General features: G+C 72.9%; 8 protein-coding genes and 1 pseudogene. 8 read left to right on the top strand and 1 reads right to left on the bottom strand.

Going from position 1 to position 17,479, the window contains the following annotated elements:
* Positions 1-1,006 precede the first annotated feature (1,006 nt).
* The 4 genes from glgX (at position 1,007) to ABD308_RS34140 (ending at position 8,010) form a co-directional block, all read left to right on the top strand.
* The gene (gene glgX / locus ABD308_RS34155) at positions 1,007-3,253 is read left to right on the top strand and encodes a glycogen debranching protein GlgX (RefSeq protein ID WP_344343677.1); all 2,247 of its coding nucleotides are present in this window, start codon (positions 1,007-1,009) and stop codon (positions 3,251-3,253) included.
* 84 nt (positions 3,254-3,337) lie between these two features.
* The gene (locus ABD308_RS34150) at positions 3,338-5,272 is read left to right on the top strand and encodes an ABC transporter ATP-binding protein (protein ID WP_425554922.1); all 1,935 of its coding nucleotides are present in this window, start codon (positions 3,338-3,340) and stop codon (positions 5,270-5,272) included.
* Positions 5,269-7,137, top strand: a complete 1,869-nt coding sequence (locus tag ABD308_RS34145; RefSeq protein WP_344343673.1) for an ABC transporter ATP-binding protein — start codon at positions 5,269-5,271, stop codon at positions 7,135-7,137. Before ABD308_RS34150 ends, ABD308_RS34145 begins: the two co-directional genes overlap by 4 nt.
* A gap of 120 nt (positions 7,138-7,257) precedes the next feature.
* Positions 7,258-8,010: a class I SAM-dependent methyltransferase gene (locus ABD308_RS34140; RefSeq protein WP_344343671.1), complete on the top strand. Its 753-nt coding sequence runs from the start codon at positions 7,258-7,260 to the stop codon at positions 8,008-8,010.
* A gap of 61 nt (positions 8,011-8,071) precedes the next feature.
* Here ABD308_RS34140 and glgP read toward each other — a convergent pair whose 3' ends face one another.
* Positions 8,072-10,735 carry an alpha-glucan family phosphorylase gene (glgP, locus tag ABD308_RS34135; RefSeq protein ID WP_344343669.1) on the bottom strand — a complete coding sequence of 888 codons (2,664 nt, stop codon included), beginning with the start codon at positions 10,733-10,735 and terminating at the stop codon, positions 8,072-8,074.
* A gap of 1,031 nt (positions 10,736-11,766) precedes the next feature.
* On the opposite strand from glgP, the gene ABD308_RS34130 reads away from it, so the two are divergent.
* The 4 genes and pseudogenes from ABD308_RS34130 to ABD308_RS34115 all read left to right on the top strand — a co-directional run.
* A complete protein-coding gene (locus ABD308_RS34130) occupies positions 11,767-13,722 on the top strand; it encodes an alpha-1,4-glucan--maltose-1-phosphate maltosyltransferase (protein ID WP_344343683.1) in 1,956 nt (651 codons plus the stop codon).
* Positions 13,719-15,443 carry a maltose alpha-D-glucosyltransferase gene (gene treS / locus ABD308_RS34125; protein ID WP_344343667.1) on the top strand — a complete coding sequence of 575 codons (1,725 nt, stop codon included), beginning with the start codon at positions 13,719-13,721 and terminating at the stop codon, positions 15,441-15,443. Before ABD308_RS34130 ends, treS begins: the two co-directional genes overlap by 4 nt.
* 242 nt (positions 15,444-15,685) lie before the next feature.
* Positions 15,686-17,176 (top strand): maltokinase N-terminal cap-like domain-containing protein, encoded by a 1,491-nt coding sequence (locus ABD308_RS34120; protein ID WP_344343665.1) that lies wholly within the window; start codon positions 15,686-15,688, stop codon positions 17,174-17,176.
* A 40-nt stretch (positions 17,177-17,216) separates the two neighbouring features.
* Positions 17,217-17,479 (top strand): annotated as a pseudogene (locus tag ABD308_RS34115) (hypothetical protein); the annotation flags it as partial.

The following is a 17,479-nucleotide window of genomic DNA, read 5'->3' as shown; positions in this document are numbered from 1 at the left end:
TCCCCGCTCACGCCCTCCCGCGCACCGCCACCGCCGGCACACCCGGCCAGCACCGCCAGGCAGCAGCCCAGCGCCGCCAGCCGCCGTACCCACATCCGGGGCCTCCCACCCTCGCCGTCCAATACCCCCACAACGAGACCAATCCCCCCAGGACACGCCGCCCCGCCGATCCCCCCACCTGAGAGTTTTTATGTAGACCGGTCTACTGACTCGGCCGCCCTCGCAGAGCAGGAAGTCGGCCCCGCCGACTTCCTGCTCCGGCACACCCCGAGCCCTGAAGACCGGTCTGCACATCCCGCTCGGAGGCCCGGCGAGAACACCGGAGCAGCGGAGCGAAAAGTCGGGCCGGCCGACTTCCTACTCCGGGAGGCCCGAAAAATCTGTAGACCGGTCAACATATTCCACCCCGGAGGCGAGACGGCCGCACCGTGAAGTGCCCAGCCACCCGCGAACACAGGTGGGGCACACGAGAGCCGCGGAGCAGGAAGTCGGACCGGCCGACTTCCCACTCCCGAGCACCCCGAGCCCTGAAAGCTGGCCTGCACATTCCACCTGGGGACCCGGCGCGAGCGCGAAAGCAGCGGAGTGGAAAGTCAGGCCGGCCGACTTCCCACTCCAGGAGAGCTCCAAAATCTGTAGACCGGTCGACATATTTCACCCCAGAGGCGGCGCGGCCGCGAGGCGAAGCGCCAGCCACCCGCGAACACAGGTCGGGCACACGGGAACCGCAGGTGGGGTCGGGCAGCACGGGAACCGCGGAGTGGAAAGTCGGACCGGCCGACTTCCCACTCCCAGGGCCCACAGCAATCAGTAGACCGGTCGACATATTCCACCCCAGGGGCAGCGACGCCCCGGGGTGGAGTGGGAAGTCGGGCGGGCCGACTTTTCGGGTGTGTGCCCGGGCGCCATCTGCCGGTAAGACGGTGTTCGGCCGCTTCCGTCCGGTGTGAACAGGGAATGAGAGACCGCACGGGGTCCGGGACATCCCGTCAGGGAGGGCAGCGTCATGGCGTCAGGGCAGGAGTCGGCGACCGCCGTACGCGCGCAGCCCGGCGGTGCGGTGCCGTGGCCGGGCAGCCGGCAGCCGCTCGGCGCCCGCTTCCACCCCGGCCCGGACGGCCGCCCCGGCACCAACTTCGCGCTCTGGGCCGCCGGCGCCGAGGCCGTCGACCTCTGCCTCTTCGACGACGACGGCCACGAGACCCGCCTGCGCCTCACCGAGCAGGACGCCCAGACCTGGCACGGCTTCGTCCCCGGCGTCCTCCCCGGCACCCGCTACGGCTACCGCGTGCACGGCCGCTGGGACCCGTGGACCGGCGCCCGCTGGAACCCGGCCAAGCTGCTGCTCGACCCCTACGCCCGCGCCATCGACGGCGCCTACACCTCCCACGACGCCGTCTGCGCCGCCGTCCGCGGCTGGCCCGAGGCGGACGTCGCCGACACTGTCCGGGACAACCGCGACTCGGCTCCGTACGTTCCCAGATCCGTCGTCGTCCGGGACGACGACGACTGGTCCGACGACCACCGCCCCAAGACCCCCTGGGCCGAGACCGTCCTCTACGAGTTGCACGTCCGCGGCTTCACCATCCGTCACCCCGACGTCCCGCCCGCCCTGCGCGGCACCTACGCCGGCCTCGCCCACCCCGCCGCCCTCGCCCACCTCACCGGGCTCGGCGTCACCGCGGTCGAGCTGCTCCCCGTCCACCACCACGTCAGCGAGGACCACCTCCAGTCCCGCGGCCTCGTCAACTACTGGGGCTACAACACCGTCGGCTACTTCGCCCCGCACGCCGGCTACTCCGCCGCCGGCTCGCGCGGCGGCCAGGTCGGCGAGTTCAAGCGGATGGTCCGCGCCCTGCACGCCGCCGGCATCGAGGTGATCCTCGACGTCGTGTACAACCACACCGCCGAGGGCGCCGAGCTGGGCCCCTCGCTGTTCCTGCGCGGCATCGACAACGCCGGCCACTACCGCCTGCCGCCCAACCGCCCGCGCGGCTACGCCGACTACACCGGCTGCGGCAACACCCTGGACACCCGCCGCCCCCAGGTGATCCGGTTGATCACCGACTCGCTGCGGTACTGGGTGCACGAGATGGGCGTGGACGGCTTCCGCTTCGACCTCGCCACCGCCCTCGCCCGCGGCGGCGGTCCCGGCGGCCCCGGCGGCAACGGAGGCCCCGGCGGCGGCAACGACGTCACCATGGACCACCCGCTGCTCACCGCCATCGCCCAGGACCCGCTGCTCAACCGGGTGAAGCTGATCGCCGAGCCCTGGGACGTCGGCCCGGGCGGCTACCAGGTGGGCGGTTTCCCGCCCCCGTGGGCCGAGTGGAACGACCGCTACCGCGACACCGTGCGCGACTTCTGGCGCGGCGCCCGCCCCGACGTCCGGGAGCTCGGCTACCGCCTCTCCGGCTCCTCCGACCTCTACCAGCACGCCGGCCGCCGCCCGTACGCCTCCGTCAACTACGTGACCGCCCACGACGGTTTCACCCTGCGCGACCTCGTCTCCTACGACCACAAGCACAACGAGGCCAACGGCGAGGCCAACCGGGACGGCACCGACGACAACCGCTCCTGGAACCACGGCGCCGAGGGCGGGAGCGCCGACCCCGCCGTCACCGCCCTGCGCCGCCGCCAACTGCGCAACCTCACCGCCACCCTGCTGCTCTCCGCCGGCGTCCCGATGCTCACCGCCGGGGACGAGTTCGGCCGCACCCAGGGCGGCAACAACAACGCCTACTGCCAGGACAACGAGGTGAGCTGGCTGGACTGGTCGCTGCTGGACGACCCGGCCTGGCGCGCCCTCAACGCGTTCACCGCCGCCCTGGTCCGGCTCCGCCGCCGTCACCCCGTGCTCCGACAGCGGGCGTTCTTCTCCGGTCGCGCCGCCACTCCGGGCGGGCGCCCCGATCTGCTCTGGTTCACCCCCCTTGGCCGGGACATGACCGAGACCGACTGGTTTGCGCCGTCCGCGTCACTCGGCATGCTCCTGTCGGGAACGGCGATGTCCGAACGCGACGCCTACGGCCGCCCGCTGCTCGACGACAGCTTCCTGCTGCTCCTCAACGCGGGTGCGCGCCCCCTTCCGTTCGTCCTGCCGGGCGCCCCGTGGACGGCCGATAACACCCGCTATGAGTCCGTCGTGGACACCTCCGCGGAGGACGGCGAGGGCCCCACCGGTCTACACCTCCCGAACGACACGGTGCTGCTCACCGGCCGCTCCCTGCACCTTTTCAAGGCGGCACCCTGATCCGGCCGCGCACTTGGCCGGTAATCGACGGTTCGTTCGATATCCGGCTTAGTGATAGGGGGTATCCGGCCTATTCTCGCCGCGATGGCCAAGAACCAAGTCCTTGACACAGCCACCGACTCCGTCGCAGTGCCCGGCACCGCGCCTCCCGCGGCCCGCCGTTCGACAGTGCGTTCGCTCCTTCGGCTGTGGCCCTACGTCCGTCCGGTCCGCACGCGCCTGGTCGTCTCGGTGACCGCCGCGCTGCTCGCCTCCTTCAGTACGCTGCTCATCCCGATCGTCCTCGGCAGGATCGTCGACGGCCCGATCGCCGAGCACGACCTCGAATCCCTCTGGCCCCTCGCGGCCCTCCTGCTCCTGCTCGGCCTCTCCGAGGCCGCCTTCTTCCACGCCCGCCGGGTCGTCGTGGCCAGGCCACTGGCCGACGTCGAGACGACGCTGCGCGGCGAGCTGTTCGGCAAGCTGCAACGCCTGCCGGTCTCCTTCCACGACCGCTGGGGCTCCGGGCAGTTGCTCTCCCGAGCGATGTCCGACCTCCACGTCATGCGGACGTTCCTGTCGTTCCCGCTGATCTTCCTCGTCGTCAACACGCTGACCTTCCTGGCCGGCATCGCGCTGATGTTCACCCAGGACTGGCGGCTCGCCCTCATCACCCTCTGCCCGACCCTCCCGCTGTTCCTGCTCACCCGCCGGTTCGAGTCCCGGTACTCCCGCGCCACCCGACTGACGCAGGACCGGAACGGCGACCTCGCCACCCTCGTCGAGGAGTCCGTCCTCGGCATCCGGATCCTCAAGGCCTTCGGCCGCCACCGCTCGATGGCGGAGCGGTTCCACGAGCAGTCCGCCGTGCTGCGCCGGACCGAGCTGGAGAAGGCCGGCATGCTCGCCAACCTCTGGTCGATCGTCATCGGCCTGCCCGAATTCGCCCTCGGCTGCGCCCTCGCCGTCGGCGCCTACCTGGTCGCGCACGACGAGCTGAGCGCCGGCGCCCTCGTCGCCTTCCTCTCGACCGCGCTCACCGTGCGCTGGCCGATCGAGTCGCTCGGCTGGCTGATGGCCTACTCCAACGAGGCCGCCACCGCCACCGACCGCTTCTTCGAGGTGCTGGACGAGCCCGACGCCGAGCCGGCCGAAGCCGCCCACCCCACCGCGGCCACGAAGACCCTCACGGCGACCGCGAAGACCCTCACCGCGGCCACGACCGCCACCGCGGCCACCGCCGCCACCGAGACCCCCGCCGCGAAGGCCGTCACCACCCCCGACGGCATCCGGCTCACCGGCGTCCGCTTCCGCTACCCCGACGCCCCCGCGGGCACCCCCGACCTGCTCCGCGGCGTGGACCTGCACATCCACAGCGGCGAGACGATGGCCCTGGTCGGCGCCACCGGCAGCGGCAAGACCACGCTGACCGCCCTGCTCCCCCGCCTCTACGAGATCACCGCCGGCACCATCACCCTGGACGGCCGGGACATCCGCGAGCTGGACCGCGCCCACCTGCGCGAACTGGTCGCGGTCGCCTTCGAGGACCCCACCCTGTTCTCCACCACCATCCGGGAGAACGTGCTGATGGGCGCCCCCGGCGCGGGCGAGGACCGGCTGCGCGCCGCCCTCGCCACCGCCCAGGCCGAGTTCGTCGACCAGCTGTCCGAGGGCGTCGACACCGAGGTCGGCGAGCAGGGCCTGGGCCTGTCCGGCGGCCAGCGCCAGCGCCTCGCGCTGGCCCGCGCCGTGGTCGGCGACCCCGCCTTCCTGGTGCTCGACGACCCGCTCTCCGCCCTGGACGTGCACACCGAGGCGCTGGTCGAACGCGCCCTGCGCGAGGTCCTCGCCTCCACCACCGCCCTGGTGATCGCCCACCGCCCGAGCACCGTGCTGCTCGCGGACCGGGTCGCCGTCCTCGCCGACGGCCGGATCGAGGCGGTCGGCACCCACCAGGAACTGCTGCAGAGCTCGGCGCGCTACCGCGCACTCATGTCGGGCGAGGCCGCCCTCGCCCCTGAGAGGAGCACCGTCCGATGACCACCGCCTGCGAGACCCTCGACACCCGGACGGAGGACGACCGCACCCGGCCGGCGGGCCCGCCCGAGAACCAGTCGCCGCCCCCGCCGGCCGACGAGGAGGACATCCCCGTCCCGTCCGGCGCACCGGGCGCCCTGCTGCGCTCCCTGCTCGGCCCGCGCCGGGGCCGGATCGCCGCCGCGATGCTGGTGATCCTGTTCCAGCAGGCCGCCCTGCAGTCGGGGCCGCTGCTGGTCGCCCTCGCGATGGACCGCGGCATCCCGGCCCTGCGCGACCACGACGCCGGCCCGCTGATCGCGGTGGTCGCCGCCTACCTGGGCTGCGCGCTGCTCAGCACGCTGCTCCAGTGGACGTTCATCAGGGTCAGCGCCCGGGTCAACCAGGACGTCCTGATGGACCTGCGCGGCCGGATCTTCCGGCACGCCCAGCGGCTCAGCCTGGACTTCCACGAGCGCTACACCTCGGGCCGGATCATCTCCCGCGCCACCAGCGACGTGGAGGCGCTGCGCGAACTGCTGTCCGAGGGGCTGCAGGAGCTGCTGACGGTCTCCCTGTCGGTCTGCTCCATCTCGGTGATCCTGCTGGTGCTGGACTGGCGGCTCGGCCTGGCCGCGCTGCTCGCCTTCCTGCCGCTGTGGCTGATCACCCAGTCGTTCCGGAACCGCTCGCGCCTGGTCTACCGGCGCTCGCGGACCGCGGCGGCCTCGCTGATCGTCCGGTTCACCGAGACCATGAACGGCATCCGCCCGGTGAAGGCGTTCCGCCGCGAGCGGACCAACGACGCCGCGTTCGCCGTGGTGAACCGGCAGTCGGCCGACGCCACCGCGGACAGCCTGCTGGAGGTCGCCCGGTACGGGGGCCTGTCCCGGATGACGGCCAACATCTGGACCACCGGCGTGGTGGTGCTCGGTGCCTACCTGGTCACCGACGGCTCGACCGAGCTGGGCGTGCTGACCGCGTTCGTGCTCTACCTGCACCGGCTGTTCGAGCCGATCGACCAGCTGGCGATGTTCCTGAACAGCTACCAGTCGGCCGCCGCCGCGCTGGAGAAGATCGCCGGCCTGCTCGCCCACGAGCCCACGGTGGCCGAGCCGGCCAAGCCCAAGGACCTGCCGGCCTCGACCATCAAGGGCCGGGAGGTGCACTTCGAGAAGACCCGGTTCGCCTACCGGACCGGCAAGGAGGTGCTGCCGCCGTTCGACCTGCTGCTGCCGGCCGGGCAGACCGTCGCCGTGGTCGGCGCGACCGGGGCCGGCAAGTCGACGGTGGCCAAGCTGCTCGCCCGGTTCTACGACCCGACCGAGGGCCGGATCACCCTGGACGGGGTGGACCTGCGCGACCTGACCGGACCGGAGCTGCGGCGCGGGGTGGTGATGGTGACCCAGGAGTCCTTCCTGTTCTCCGGCACGGTCGCCGAGAACATCGCCATCGGCCGTCCGGGCGCCGACCGCGCCGAGATCGAGGCGGCCGCCCGGGCGATCGGCGCGCACGACTTCATCGCCGAGCTCCCGGACGGCTACGACACCGACGTGCGCAAGCGCGGCGGCCGGATCTCGGCGGGCCAGCGGCAGCTGGTCGCCTTCGCCCGCGCGCTGCTCGCCGACCCGGCGGTGCTGATCCTGGACGAGGCCACCAGCTCCCTGGACGTGCCCGGCGAGCAGGCGGTGCAGCAGGCGATGCGCACCGTGCTGGCCGGCCGGACGGCCGTGATCATCGCCCACCGCCTCTCCACTGTGGAGATCGCGGACCGGGTGCTGGTGATGGACCAGGGCCAGATCGTCGAGGACGGCACCCCGCGTGAGCTGATCGGCCGCGCCGGCCGCTTCGCCCGGCTGCACCAGGCCTGGCGGGACAGCCTGGTCTGACGCCCGACACTCCACAGGTAAGAGACCCTAGGCCCTTTCATCCATTACCGAAAGGGCCTAGGGTCGTTCCCAGGGCTCACCCGCCCGACCCGCAGGCCCGCCTCACGAAGGGGATCGCCCATGGTCGACCGTCACCACTGGGAGCAGTGGCAGCGCAGCTGGGACCGTCAGCAGGAGTGGTACCTGCCCGACCGCGAGGAGCGGTTCCGGGTGATGCTCGACGTCGTCGAGGCGGTGACCGGGCCCGCCCCGCGCGTCCTCGACCTCGCCTGCGGCACCGGCAGCATCACCGAGCGCCTGCTCGCCCGGCTGCCCGGCGCCACCAGCGTCGGCGTGGACCAGGACCCGGCGCTGATGACCATCGCCCGCGGCGTCCTCGGCGACGACCAGCGGTTCACCCTGGTCACCGCCGACCTCAAGGACCCGGGGTGGGCCGAGGCCCTCCCGCCCGGCCCGTTCGACGCGGTGGTGACCGCCACCGCGCTGCACTGGCTGCCCGGCACCGCCCTGGTCCGGCTCTTCGCCGACCTGGCGGGCCTGGTCCGCCCCGGCGGGGTGTTCCTCAACGCCGACCACATGCCCGACCCGGAGGTCCCGCTGCTCAACGCCGCCGAGCGGACCCTGCGGCACGGGCGGCAGGAGCGGGAGAAGGCCGACGGCGTGCTCGACTGGGAGAGCTGGTGGCTCGCCGCCGCGGCCGACCCGCTGCTCGCCGAGCAGGTGGCCGTCCGCAACCGGCTGTACGGCTCGCACGCCGACGGCGAGTCGCACCCGGCCGGCTGGCACGTCGAGCGGCTGCGGGAAGCCGGCTTCGCCGAGGCCGGCGTGGCCTGGCGCTCGGTCACCGACGCCCTGGTCGCGGCCGTGCGGTGACCCGCCCGCTCGCGGCGGGGGCGGGGCACCGGCCGGAACCGGTGCCCCGCCCCCGCCGAACTCAGCGCAGCAGCCCGGCGTCCATCCCCGGCACCTCCGCCGGCAGCGCCACCAGGCCCGGCTCGGCGGGCGAGGCCAGCCGGGGATGGGCGGGCAGCACCCGTACGGTGTAGCCGAACGGCCCCGTGCGGCAGAGCTCCAGGGAGCCTTCGTACCTGGTCCGCCCGTCGAGGTCGGGCCCGCCGACCGGCTTGAGGGCGAGCAGGCAGGCGTCGGAGATCCGGTCCGACTCGTCGACCCGGCCGGAGACCACCTGCACCTCGACGTCGGCCGGCTCCAGCGGGCCGAGCGCCACCTGCACCCGCAGGGCCAGCGCGCTGCCCAGCTCCTGCGCCTCGTCCGGACAGTCCGCCTCGACGTGCTCCACCCGGACGACCGGCCAGGCCTCGCGCACCTTCGCCTTCCACGCGGCCAGCTCGTGGGCGGCCCGGAACGAGCCGGTCCCCGCCAGTTCGCGCTGGGCCAGCGCGGCCGGGGCGTAGAGCCGTTCGACGTACTCGCGGACCATCCGCCCGGCCAGCACCTTGGGCCCGAGGGTGACCAGGGTGTGCCGGACCATCGCGATCCAGCGGTGCGGCAGGCCGTCCGAGCCCCGGTCGTAGAAGCGGGTGGCCACCTGCTCCTCGATCAGGTCGTAGAGCGCGGCGGCCTCGATGTCGTCGCGCCGCTCGGCCTCCCGGCTGTCCGGGTCGAGCACCCCCTCGCCGGTGTCGGCGGTGGGGATCGCCCAGCCGTTCTGGCCGTCGAACCACTCGTCCCACCAGCCGTCCAGCACCGACAGGTTGAGGCAGCCGTTGAGCGCGGCCTTCATTCCGGAGGTGCCGCAGGCCTCCAGCGGGCGCAGCGGGTTGTTCAGCCAGACGTCGCAGCCCGGGTAGAGGTGCTGGGCCATCGCCATGTCGTAGTCCGGCAGGAAGACGATCCGGTGCCGGACGGCCGGGTCGTCGGCGAAGGCGACCATCTGCTGGATCAGCCGCTTGCCGCCGTCGTCGGCCGGGTGGGCCTTGCCGGCGACCACGATCTGCACCGGCCGGGTCGGGTGCAGCAGCAGGGCGCGCAGCCGCTGCTGGTCGCGGAGCATCAGGGTGAGCCGCTTGTAGGACGGCACCCGGCGGGCGAAGCCGATGGTGAGCACGTCCGGGTCGAGCACCGAGGAGACCCAGCCGAGCTCGGCCTCGCCGGCCCCGCGCTGGCGCCAGGAGGCGCGCAGCCGGTGGCGGACCTCGTCGACCAGCTGGGACCGCAGGGTGCGGCGCAGGTCCCAGACCTCGGCGTTGCCGATCCGCTCCAGTCCCGTCCAGCGCTGGGTCTCGCCGGTGCTCATGGCCTCCTCGGCGCGGTCGGCGCCGATCTCGGTGCTGCCGAGCCGCACCACGGCCGGGTCGATCCAGGTGGCGGCGTGCACGCCGTTGGTGACGGAGGTGATCGGGACGTCGGTGGCGTCGAAGCCCGGCCAGAGGCCGTTGAACATCGAGCGGCTGACCTCGCCGTGCAGGGTGGAGACGCCGTTGGCGCGCTGGGCGAGCCGCAGGCCCATGGCGGCCATGTTGAACAGCTTGGGGTCGCCGCCGCGCCAGGTCTCGGCGCCGAGCGCGAGCACCTGCTCGACCGGGACGCCGGGCAGCGCGGCGTCCCCGGCGAAGTGCCGGGCGACCAGCTCGCGGTCGAACCGGTCGATGCCGGCCGGGACGGGCGTGTGGGTGGTGAACAGGGTGCCGGCCCGGACGGCCTCCAGGGCGGCGGCGAAGTCGAGGCCGGTGTCGGCGACCAGTTCGCGGATCCGCTCGACGCCGAGGAAGCCGGCGTGGCCCTCGTTGGTGTGGAAGACCTCGGGGGCGGGGTGGCCGGTGAGCCGCTGGTAGGCGCGCACCGCGCGGACCCCGCCGATGCCGAGCAGCATCTCCTGGAGCAGCCGGTGCTCGCTGCCGCCGCCGTAGAGGCGGTCGGTGACGTCGCGCTCGGCGGGCGAGTTGGCCTCGATGCCGGAGTCGAGCAGCAGCAGCGGGACGCGCCCGACCTGGGCCTTCCAGATGTGCGCGGCGAGGACGCGGCCGCCGGGCAGGGCGAGGTCGACCCGGCCGGGGGTGCCGTCGGCCTCGCGGAGCAGGGTGACGGCCAGCTCGTCCGGGTCCAGCAGGGGGTAGCGCTCCTGCTGCCAGCCGTCCCGGTCGAGGGACTGGCGGAAGTAGCCGTGCCGGTAGAAGAGGCCGACGCCGATGACCGGGACGCCGAGGTCGCTGGCGGCCTTGAGGTGGTCGCCGGCCAGGATGCCGAGGCCGCCGGAGTACTGGGGCAGCGCGGCGGCGATGCCGTACTCGGGTGAGAAGTAGGCGATGGCGGCGGGCAGCGGGGCGGCGGCCTGCTGCCCGGCGCCCTGGTACCAGCGCGGACCGGCCAGGTACTCCCGCAGGTCGTCGGCGAGGTCGCCGAGCCGGCGCAGGAAGCGGCGGTCGGCGGCGAGCGCGGCGAGCCGGGCGGCGGGGACCTCCCCGAGCAGCCGCACCGGGTCCTCGCCCGTCGCGGCCCAGACGTCCGGGTCCACGGACCGGAAGAGGTCCCGGGTCTCGGGATGCCAGGACCAGCGCAGGTTGAGGGCCAGCTCGTGCAACGGCTGGAGTTGTTCGGGCAGGACGGTGCGGACGGTGAATCTGCGGATTGCCTTCACGGCGTGAAGCGTAGCCTCGGCGGATGGCATGATGGTGCGTCAGTTGGGCTATTCGGCATCCGTTCGGCCTATTGATGAGATCGCATTCGGCGCATTGGTCTGCACGGGGGGCGCGCGAGGCGCACTTTCCGCAGGGCCGCGCCACCAATACGTGAACGCCGTGGAACAGATCCATTTCCGTCGGCGGGCCCGTGTCCGATCGCCGTTGGAACTCCTGGCGTACCGCTGCGGAATCGGGGTCACCGGTGCGAGGATGAAGCACGGTCGTCGATGCTGCGGGGTGTGCGGAGACGGGTGGCGTTCCCCCGCGAAGCAGCACGTCCGAATCCTTTTCGCGTTGACCGTTCCTCATCCTGATTGGTCCATTCGGCGCCCATCGCGGACCGCCGCGTGTCCTCGCCCCGGCCCTGCTCGTTCACGGGTGGGCCGGGTCGTCCGGAGACGCGCCCCAAGAGGCGTGCGCCGGAACGCGCGCGGGCTCTCGGGCTCTCCGCCACGGGCCGAGCGGGAGCGGGGCAGGTTGCCCGGAACAGCGGCGCGGGCAGGCTTCCGTCGCACGTCCTCCCCACCCAGCAGTCCTCCCGGTACTCCCCTGGCCGCTCCGGCCCGCGGGAGCCACCGCCGATCTCGGGCAGGAGTTTGGCATGCACGGCGACACGCGGGACCAGTCCACACCGGTGGCCGAAACCCTCGACGCAGCGGTCGCGGAATCCGCCGGACGGATGGATTCTGACACTCGGACAGACGCGGCGATGCCGGGACCCCGGGGTGCCGGGGCTATCCGTACGGAGCGACCGGACGAACCGGCCCGGCAACCCGGGGCCGACGAGAGCCGGACCCATCGGGCGGACGCCCCGCGCAAGCGCACCACCCGTCGCGGCGCGAGCACCGCCGAACCCTCCGCCGCGCCGGCCGAGGGCGCCTCCGCACCGGCCCGGGCCGCCGCCGCGCGACCCGCCGCCGGACGCGGACGGGCGAAGCCCGCCGCCGCCCGCAAGACCGCCGCCCGCACGACGACAGAGAGCGACACCGTGATCGGCCGCATCCCCGTCCTGGACGTCAGCCCCCTCGTAGACGCCGGCCGCCGCCCGGCCAAGGCCGTGGTGGGCGAGACCTTCCCGGTCCGCGCGACCGTGTTCCGCGAGGGCCACGACGCGGTGAACGCCAACGTCGTGCTGCGCGACCCGCGCGGCCGCAGCGGCCCGTGGACGCCGATGCGCGAGCTGGCCGAGGGCAGCGACCGCTGGGGCGCGTACGTCACCCCGACGGCCCCCGGCCGCTGGTCGTACCTGGTGGAGGCGTGGTCCGACCCGGTGGCCACCTGGCGCAAGGCCGCCTCGATCAAGCTGCCGGCCGGGATCGACACGGCGCTCGTCCTGGAGGAGGGCGCCCAGCTGCTGGAGCGCGCCGCCGCCGGGGTGCCGAAGAAGGACGGCCGGGCGGTGGTGCTGGCCGCCGCCGAGGCGCTGCGCGACCCCGGCCTGCCGCCGCTGTCCCGGCTGGCCGCCGCGCTCGCCCCCGAGGTGCAGGAACTGCTGGTCCGCTTCCCGCTGCGCGAACTGGTGAGCGCCTCCCGGCCGCTCCCGCTCCAGGTGGACCGGGAGCGGGCGTTGTTCGGCTCCTGGTACGAGTTCTTCCCCCGTTCGGAGGGCGCGGTGGTCGACCCGACCGGGGTGGAGCCGCCCCGCTCGGGGACCCTGCGGACCGCCGCCGAGCGGCTGCCGGCGATCGCCGCGATGGGCTTCGACGTGGTCTACCTGCCGCCGGTCCACCCGATCGGACGAGCCTTCCGCAAGGGCCCCGACAACACCCTGACGGCCGGTCCGCACGACGTCGGCTCGCCGTGGGCGATCGGCTCGCCGGAGGGGGGCCACGACGCCGTCCACCCGGACCTCGGCACCATCGAGGACTTCGACCACTTCGTCGCCGAGGCCACCGCGCTGCACCTGGAGGTGGCGCTGGACTTCGCGCTGCAGTGTTCGCCGGACCACCCGTGGGTGAACAAGCACCCGGAATGGTTCAGCCACCGCGCGGACGGCACCATCGCGTACGCCGAAAATCCGCCGAAGAAATATCAGGATATTTATCCGATCAACTTCGACCAGGACATGGACGGAATCGTCAAGGAGACGGTCCGGGTCCTGCGCTTCTGGATGGCGCACGGCGTACGGATCTTCCGGGTCGACAACCCGCACACCAAGCCGGTGGTCTTCTGGGAGCGGGTGCTCGCCGACATCGCCCGCACCGACCCGGACGTCCTGTTCCTCGCCGAGGCGTTCACCCGCCCCGCGATGATGCACACCCTGGGGAAGATCGGATTCCACCAGTCGTACACGTACTTCACTTGGCGCACCGGCAAGGCGGAACTCACCGAGTACCTCACCGAGCTGGCCGGCGAGACGGCCGCCCACATGCGGCCCAACCTCTTCGCCAACACCCCGGACATCCTGCACGCCTACCTCCAGCACGGCGGCCCGGCCGCCTTCGCGATCCGCGCCGTGCTGGCCGCCACCCTCTCCCCCAGCTACGGCGTGTACGCCGGCTACGAGCTCTACGAGAACGAGCCGGCCCACCCCGGATCCGAGGAGTACCTGCACTCGGAGAAGTACGAACTGCGCCCCCGGGACTGGAGCCGCACCGACACCCTCGCCCCGCTGCTCACCGTCCTGAACCGGCTGCGCCGCCGTCACCCGGCCCTCCAGCAGCTGCGTTCGCTGCGCTTCCACCCCACCGACAACGACCAGGTGCTCGCCTACTCCAAGACCGCCCTGACCCCCGACGGCCTCACCGACCACCTCATCACCGTGGTCAACCTGGATCCCCACCACACCCAGGAGGCCACCGTCACCCTCGACGGGGACGGGCCGTACGCGGTCCACGACGAGCTCACCGGTGCCGCCTACACGTGGGGCCGGCACAACTACGTCCGACTCGACCCCTCAGCCGAGCCGGCCCACCTCCTCACGGTTCGGAGGAACCCAGCGTGACAGTGAACGAGCCCGTCCCCGACACCTTCCCCGAGACCTCCGAGAAGAACCTGGACCCCGAGTGGTTCAAGCGTGCGGTCTTCTACGAGGTGCTGGTGCGGTCCTTCCAGGACAGCAACGGCGACGGTGTCGGGGACCTCAAGGGGCTCACCTCCAAGCTCGACTACCTGCAGTGGCTCGGCGTCGACTGCCTCTGGCTGCCGCCGTTCTTCGCCTCGCCGCTGCGCGACGGCGGGTACGACGTCTCCGACTACAAGGCGGTGCTGCCGGAGTTCGGCGACCTCGCCGACTTCATGGAGTTCGTGGACGCCGCGCACGCCCGCGGCATGCGCGTGATCATCGACTTCGTCATGAACCACACCAGCGACCAGCACCCGTGGTTCCAGGCCTCCCGGGAGGACCCGGACGGCCCGTACGGCGACTTCTACATGTGGGCCGACGACGACAAGCGGTACCCCGACGCCCGGATCATCTTCGTCGACACCGAGACCTCCAACTGGACGTACGACCCGGTGCGCAAGCAGTACTTCTGGCACCGGTTCTTCTCCCACCAGCCGGACCTCAACTACGACAACCCCCGGGTCCAGGACGAGATGATCGCCGGCCTGCGGTTCTGGCTGGACCTCGGCATCGACGGGTTCCGGCTGGACGCGGTGCCCTACCTGTTCGCCCGGGACGGCACCAACTGCGAGAACCTGCCGGAGACCCACGAGTTCCTCCAGCGGGTCCGCAAGGAGATCGACGCCAACTACCCGGACACCGTGCTGCTCGCCGAGGCCAACCAGTGGCCGGAGGACGTCGTCGACTACTTCGGCGACTTCGCCTCCGGCGGCGACGAGTGCCACATGGCGTTCCACTTCCCGGTGATGCCGCGGATCTTCATGGCGGTCCGCCGGGAGTCCCGCTACCCCGTCTCGGAGATCCTCGCCAAGACGCCCAACATCCCGCACGGCTGCCAGTGGGGCATCTTCCTGCGCAACCACGACGAGCTGACCCTGGAGATGGTCACCGACGAGGAGCGCGACTACATGTACGCCGAGTACGCCAAGGACCCGCGGATGCGCGCCAACGTGGGCATCCGCCGACGGCTCGCCCCGCTGCTGGAGAACGACCGCAACCAGATCGAGCTCTTCACCGCGCTGCTGCTCTCCCTGCCCGGCTCGCCGGTGCTCTACTACGGGGACGAGATCGGCATGGGGGACAACATCTGGCTGGGCGACCGGGACGGCGTCCGGACCCCGATGCAGTGGACCCCGGACCGCAACGCGGGTTTCTCCTCCGCCGACCCGGGCAGGCTCAGTCTGCCGCCCATCATGGATCCGGTGTACGGCTATCAGGTGACCAACGTCGAGGCGCAGCAGAGCAGTTCGAGTTCGCTGCTGCACTGGACGCGTCGCATGATCGAGATCCGCAAGCTCAACCCGGCGTTCGGCCTCGGCAGCTACACCGAACTGCCCTCCAGCAACCCCGCGGTGCTGGCCTTCGTGCGCGAGCACGAGGGGGACCTGGTCATGTGCGTGAACAACTTCTCCCGCTTCGCGCAGCCGACCGAACTGGACCTGAGGCGGTACGGCGGGCGGTATCCGGTCGAGCTGATCGGCGGGGTGCGCTTCCCCTCGATCGGCGAGTGGCCGTACCTGCTCACCCTCGCCGGCCACGGCTTCTACTGGTTCCAGCTCCGCCGACCCCCCCGGCTAAGCGGAACCAGGCGGTCGAAGTAACGATCCGGCAGTCGCCACAGGCCCCATCGAAGCCTCCGGGGGCGCGAGTTCGCATCCCGCGCCCCCGGTCGTCTCTGCACCACCGCGTACGGAGAACAGCCCAATGGCCACCCACACGAAGGCGTGACACCCGGGCCCACCGCTCGCGTGCCGCAGCCGCCGCGCCGCCGCAATCCGGAAGACTGACGGACCCGGCCAGACCCGTCGGGCGATCCGCCCAGCTCCTCCGGGGAAAGGGAGTCATGTCCGAAACCTCCCGTTCGCAAGCCCCCCCGCACCGTGACGCCCCGGCCGGCCCCACCGCGGCGGCCGCCCCGCGGGGCCCCGGGGTCCGGAGGACCGCCCTGGGGGTCAGCGAACTCGTCCAGGCGGCCCTGCCGCTGATCGCCGAGTGGCTGCCCACCCAGCGCTGGTACGCCGGGAAGGGCCGGCCGATCACCGGCCTCACCCCCGTCGTCGGCACCCCCCTGCAGGTCGGCGACCCCGCCCTGCTGCACCTGCTGCTCCGGGTCGAGCACGCCGCCACGGCCGGCGCGCCGCACGGCGACCTGTACCAGCTGCTGCTCGGCATCCGTTCGCAGGGCCCGACCGGCATCGAGCCGACCGCCGTGCTCGGCCGGCTCACCCAGGGCCCGTACGACGGGGCGGCGCTCTACGACGCGGTGCACGACCCGGAGCTCACCGGACGGCTGCTGGAGCACCTGGCCACCGGCGACCGGTTCGGCTCGCTGTCCTTCCGCCGCACCCCCGGCTCCGGGCTCCCCACCAACCTGCCCGGCCGCGCCTCCACCGCCGAGCAGTCCAACAGCTCCGTCATCTACGGCACCTCGTACATCCTGAAGCTGTTCCGCCGCGTCCACCCCGGCACCAACCCCGACCTCGAACTGTCGCTCGCGCTCTCCCGGGCCGGCTCGACCCGCATCCCCCGGGTCGCCGCCTGGTTCGAGAGCCGCCTGGAGCGCGCCGAGCCGGCCACCCTCGGGCTGCTCCAGCGCTACCTCCCCGAGGCCGAGGACGGCTGGGAGCTCGCCCTCGACCAGGTGGGCCGGCTGAAGGGCGACCCGTCGCCGGGCAACTTCGCGATCGAGGCGCACCGGCTCGGCCGGGCCACCGCCGAGGTGCACCGGGTGCTCGCCCGCTCGATGCCGGTCGCCCGGCTGGACCGCACCCAGACCCGGCAGCTGGCCACCGCGATGGCCGACCGGCTGGACGGCGCGGTCGCCGCCGTCCCCGGGCTGACGCGCTACCGGGGGGCGCTGCGCTCGGCCTTCCAGCAGATGGCCGACGCCCACCCGGACGGCCTGCCGGTCCAGCGCATCCACGGCGACCTGCACCTCGGCCAGGCCATGCGCACCCCGCACGGCTGGGTACTGCTGGACTTCGAGGGCGAGCCGGCCAAGTCGGTCGCCGAGCGGCGCGAGCCGCAGACCGCGCTGCGGGACGTCGCCGCGATGCTCCGCTCCTTCGACTACGCCGCCGCCCACCTGCTGGCCGGCGGGCCGCCCGACCCGGAGCTGGCGCACCTGGCCGCCGCCTGGGCGCAGCGCAACCGGACCGCCTTCCGCGCCGGCTACACCGCGGGCGGCGGCACCGATCCGGCCGCCTCGCCGGAGCTGATGCGCGCGCTGGAGATCGACAAGGCGGTGTACGAGGTGGTGTACGAGGCCCGGCACCGGCCGAGCTGGCTGCCGATCCCGCTGGCCGCGATCAACCGGCTGGCGCTCACCGTCTGACGTCCCCTCCCTCCGCCCTGCCCCAAGAGAGGTCCTCGCCGTGACGCCGCTCGACCCGCCAGGCCGCACCACCCGCCCCGTGCCGGCCACCTTCCTGGCCGGCCCGGACTCCCCGAAGCGTGAGCCCGCGACCGTCCGGCGGGCCGAGCCGGCGCCCGCCGAGCCCCGATCCGCCGAGCCCCGATCCGCCGCGCCGGTGTCCCCCGGGGCGCTGCGGCTGCCCGAGGCGCCGCTGCCGCCCGGCGAGGTGGCCGCGCTGGCCGCCGCGATCCTGGAGGGCGAGCGCGCCGACGACCTGCCGGC

It is taken from the genome of Kitasatospora putterlickiae (assembly GCF_039527695.1).
Classification (GTDB): domain Bacteria; phylum Actinomycetota; class Actinomycetes; order Streptomycetales; family Streptomycetaceae; genus Kitasatospora; species Kitasatospora putterlickiae.
Note: the sequence above shows the minus strand (reverse complement) of the source record. Positions and strands in the feature narration are given on the sequence as shown.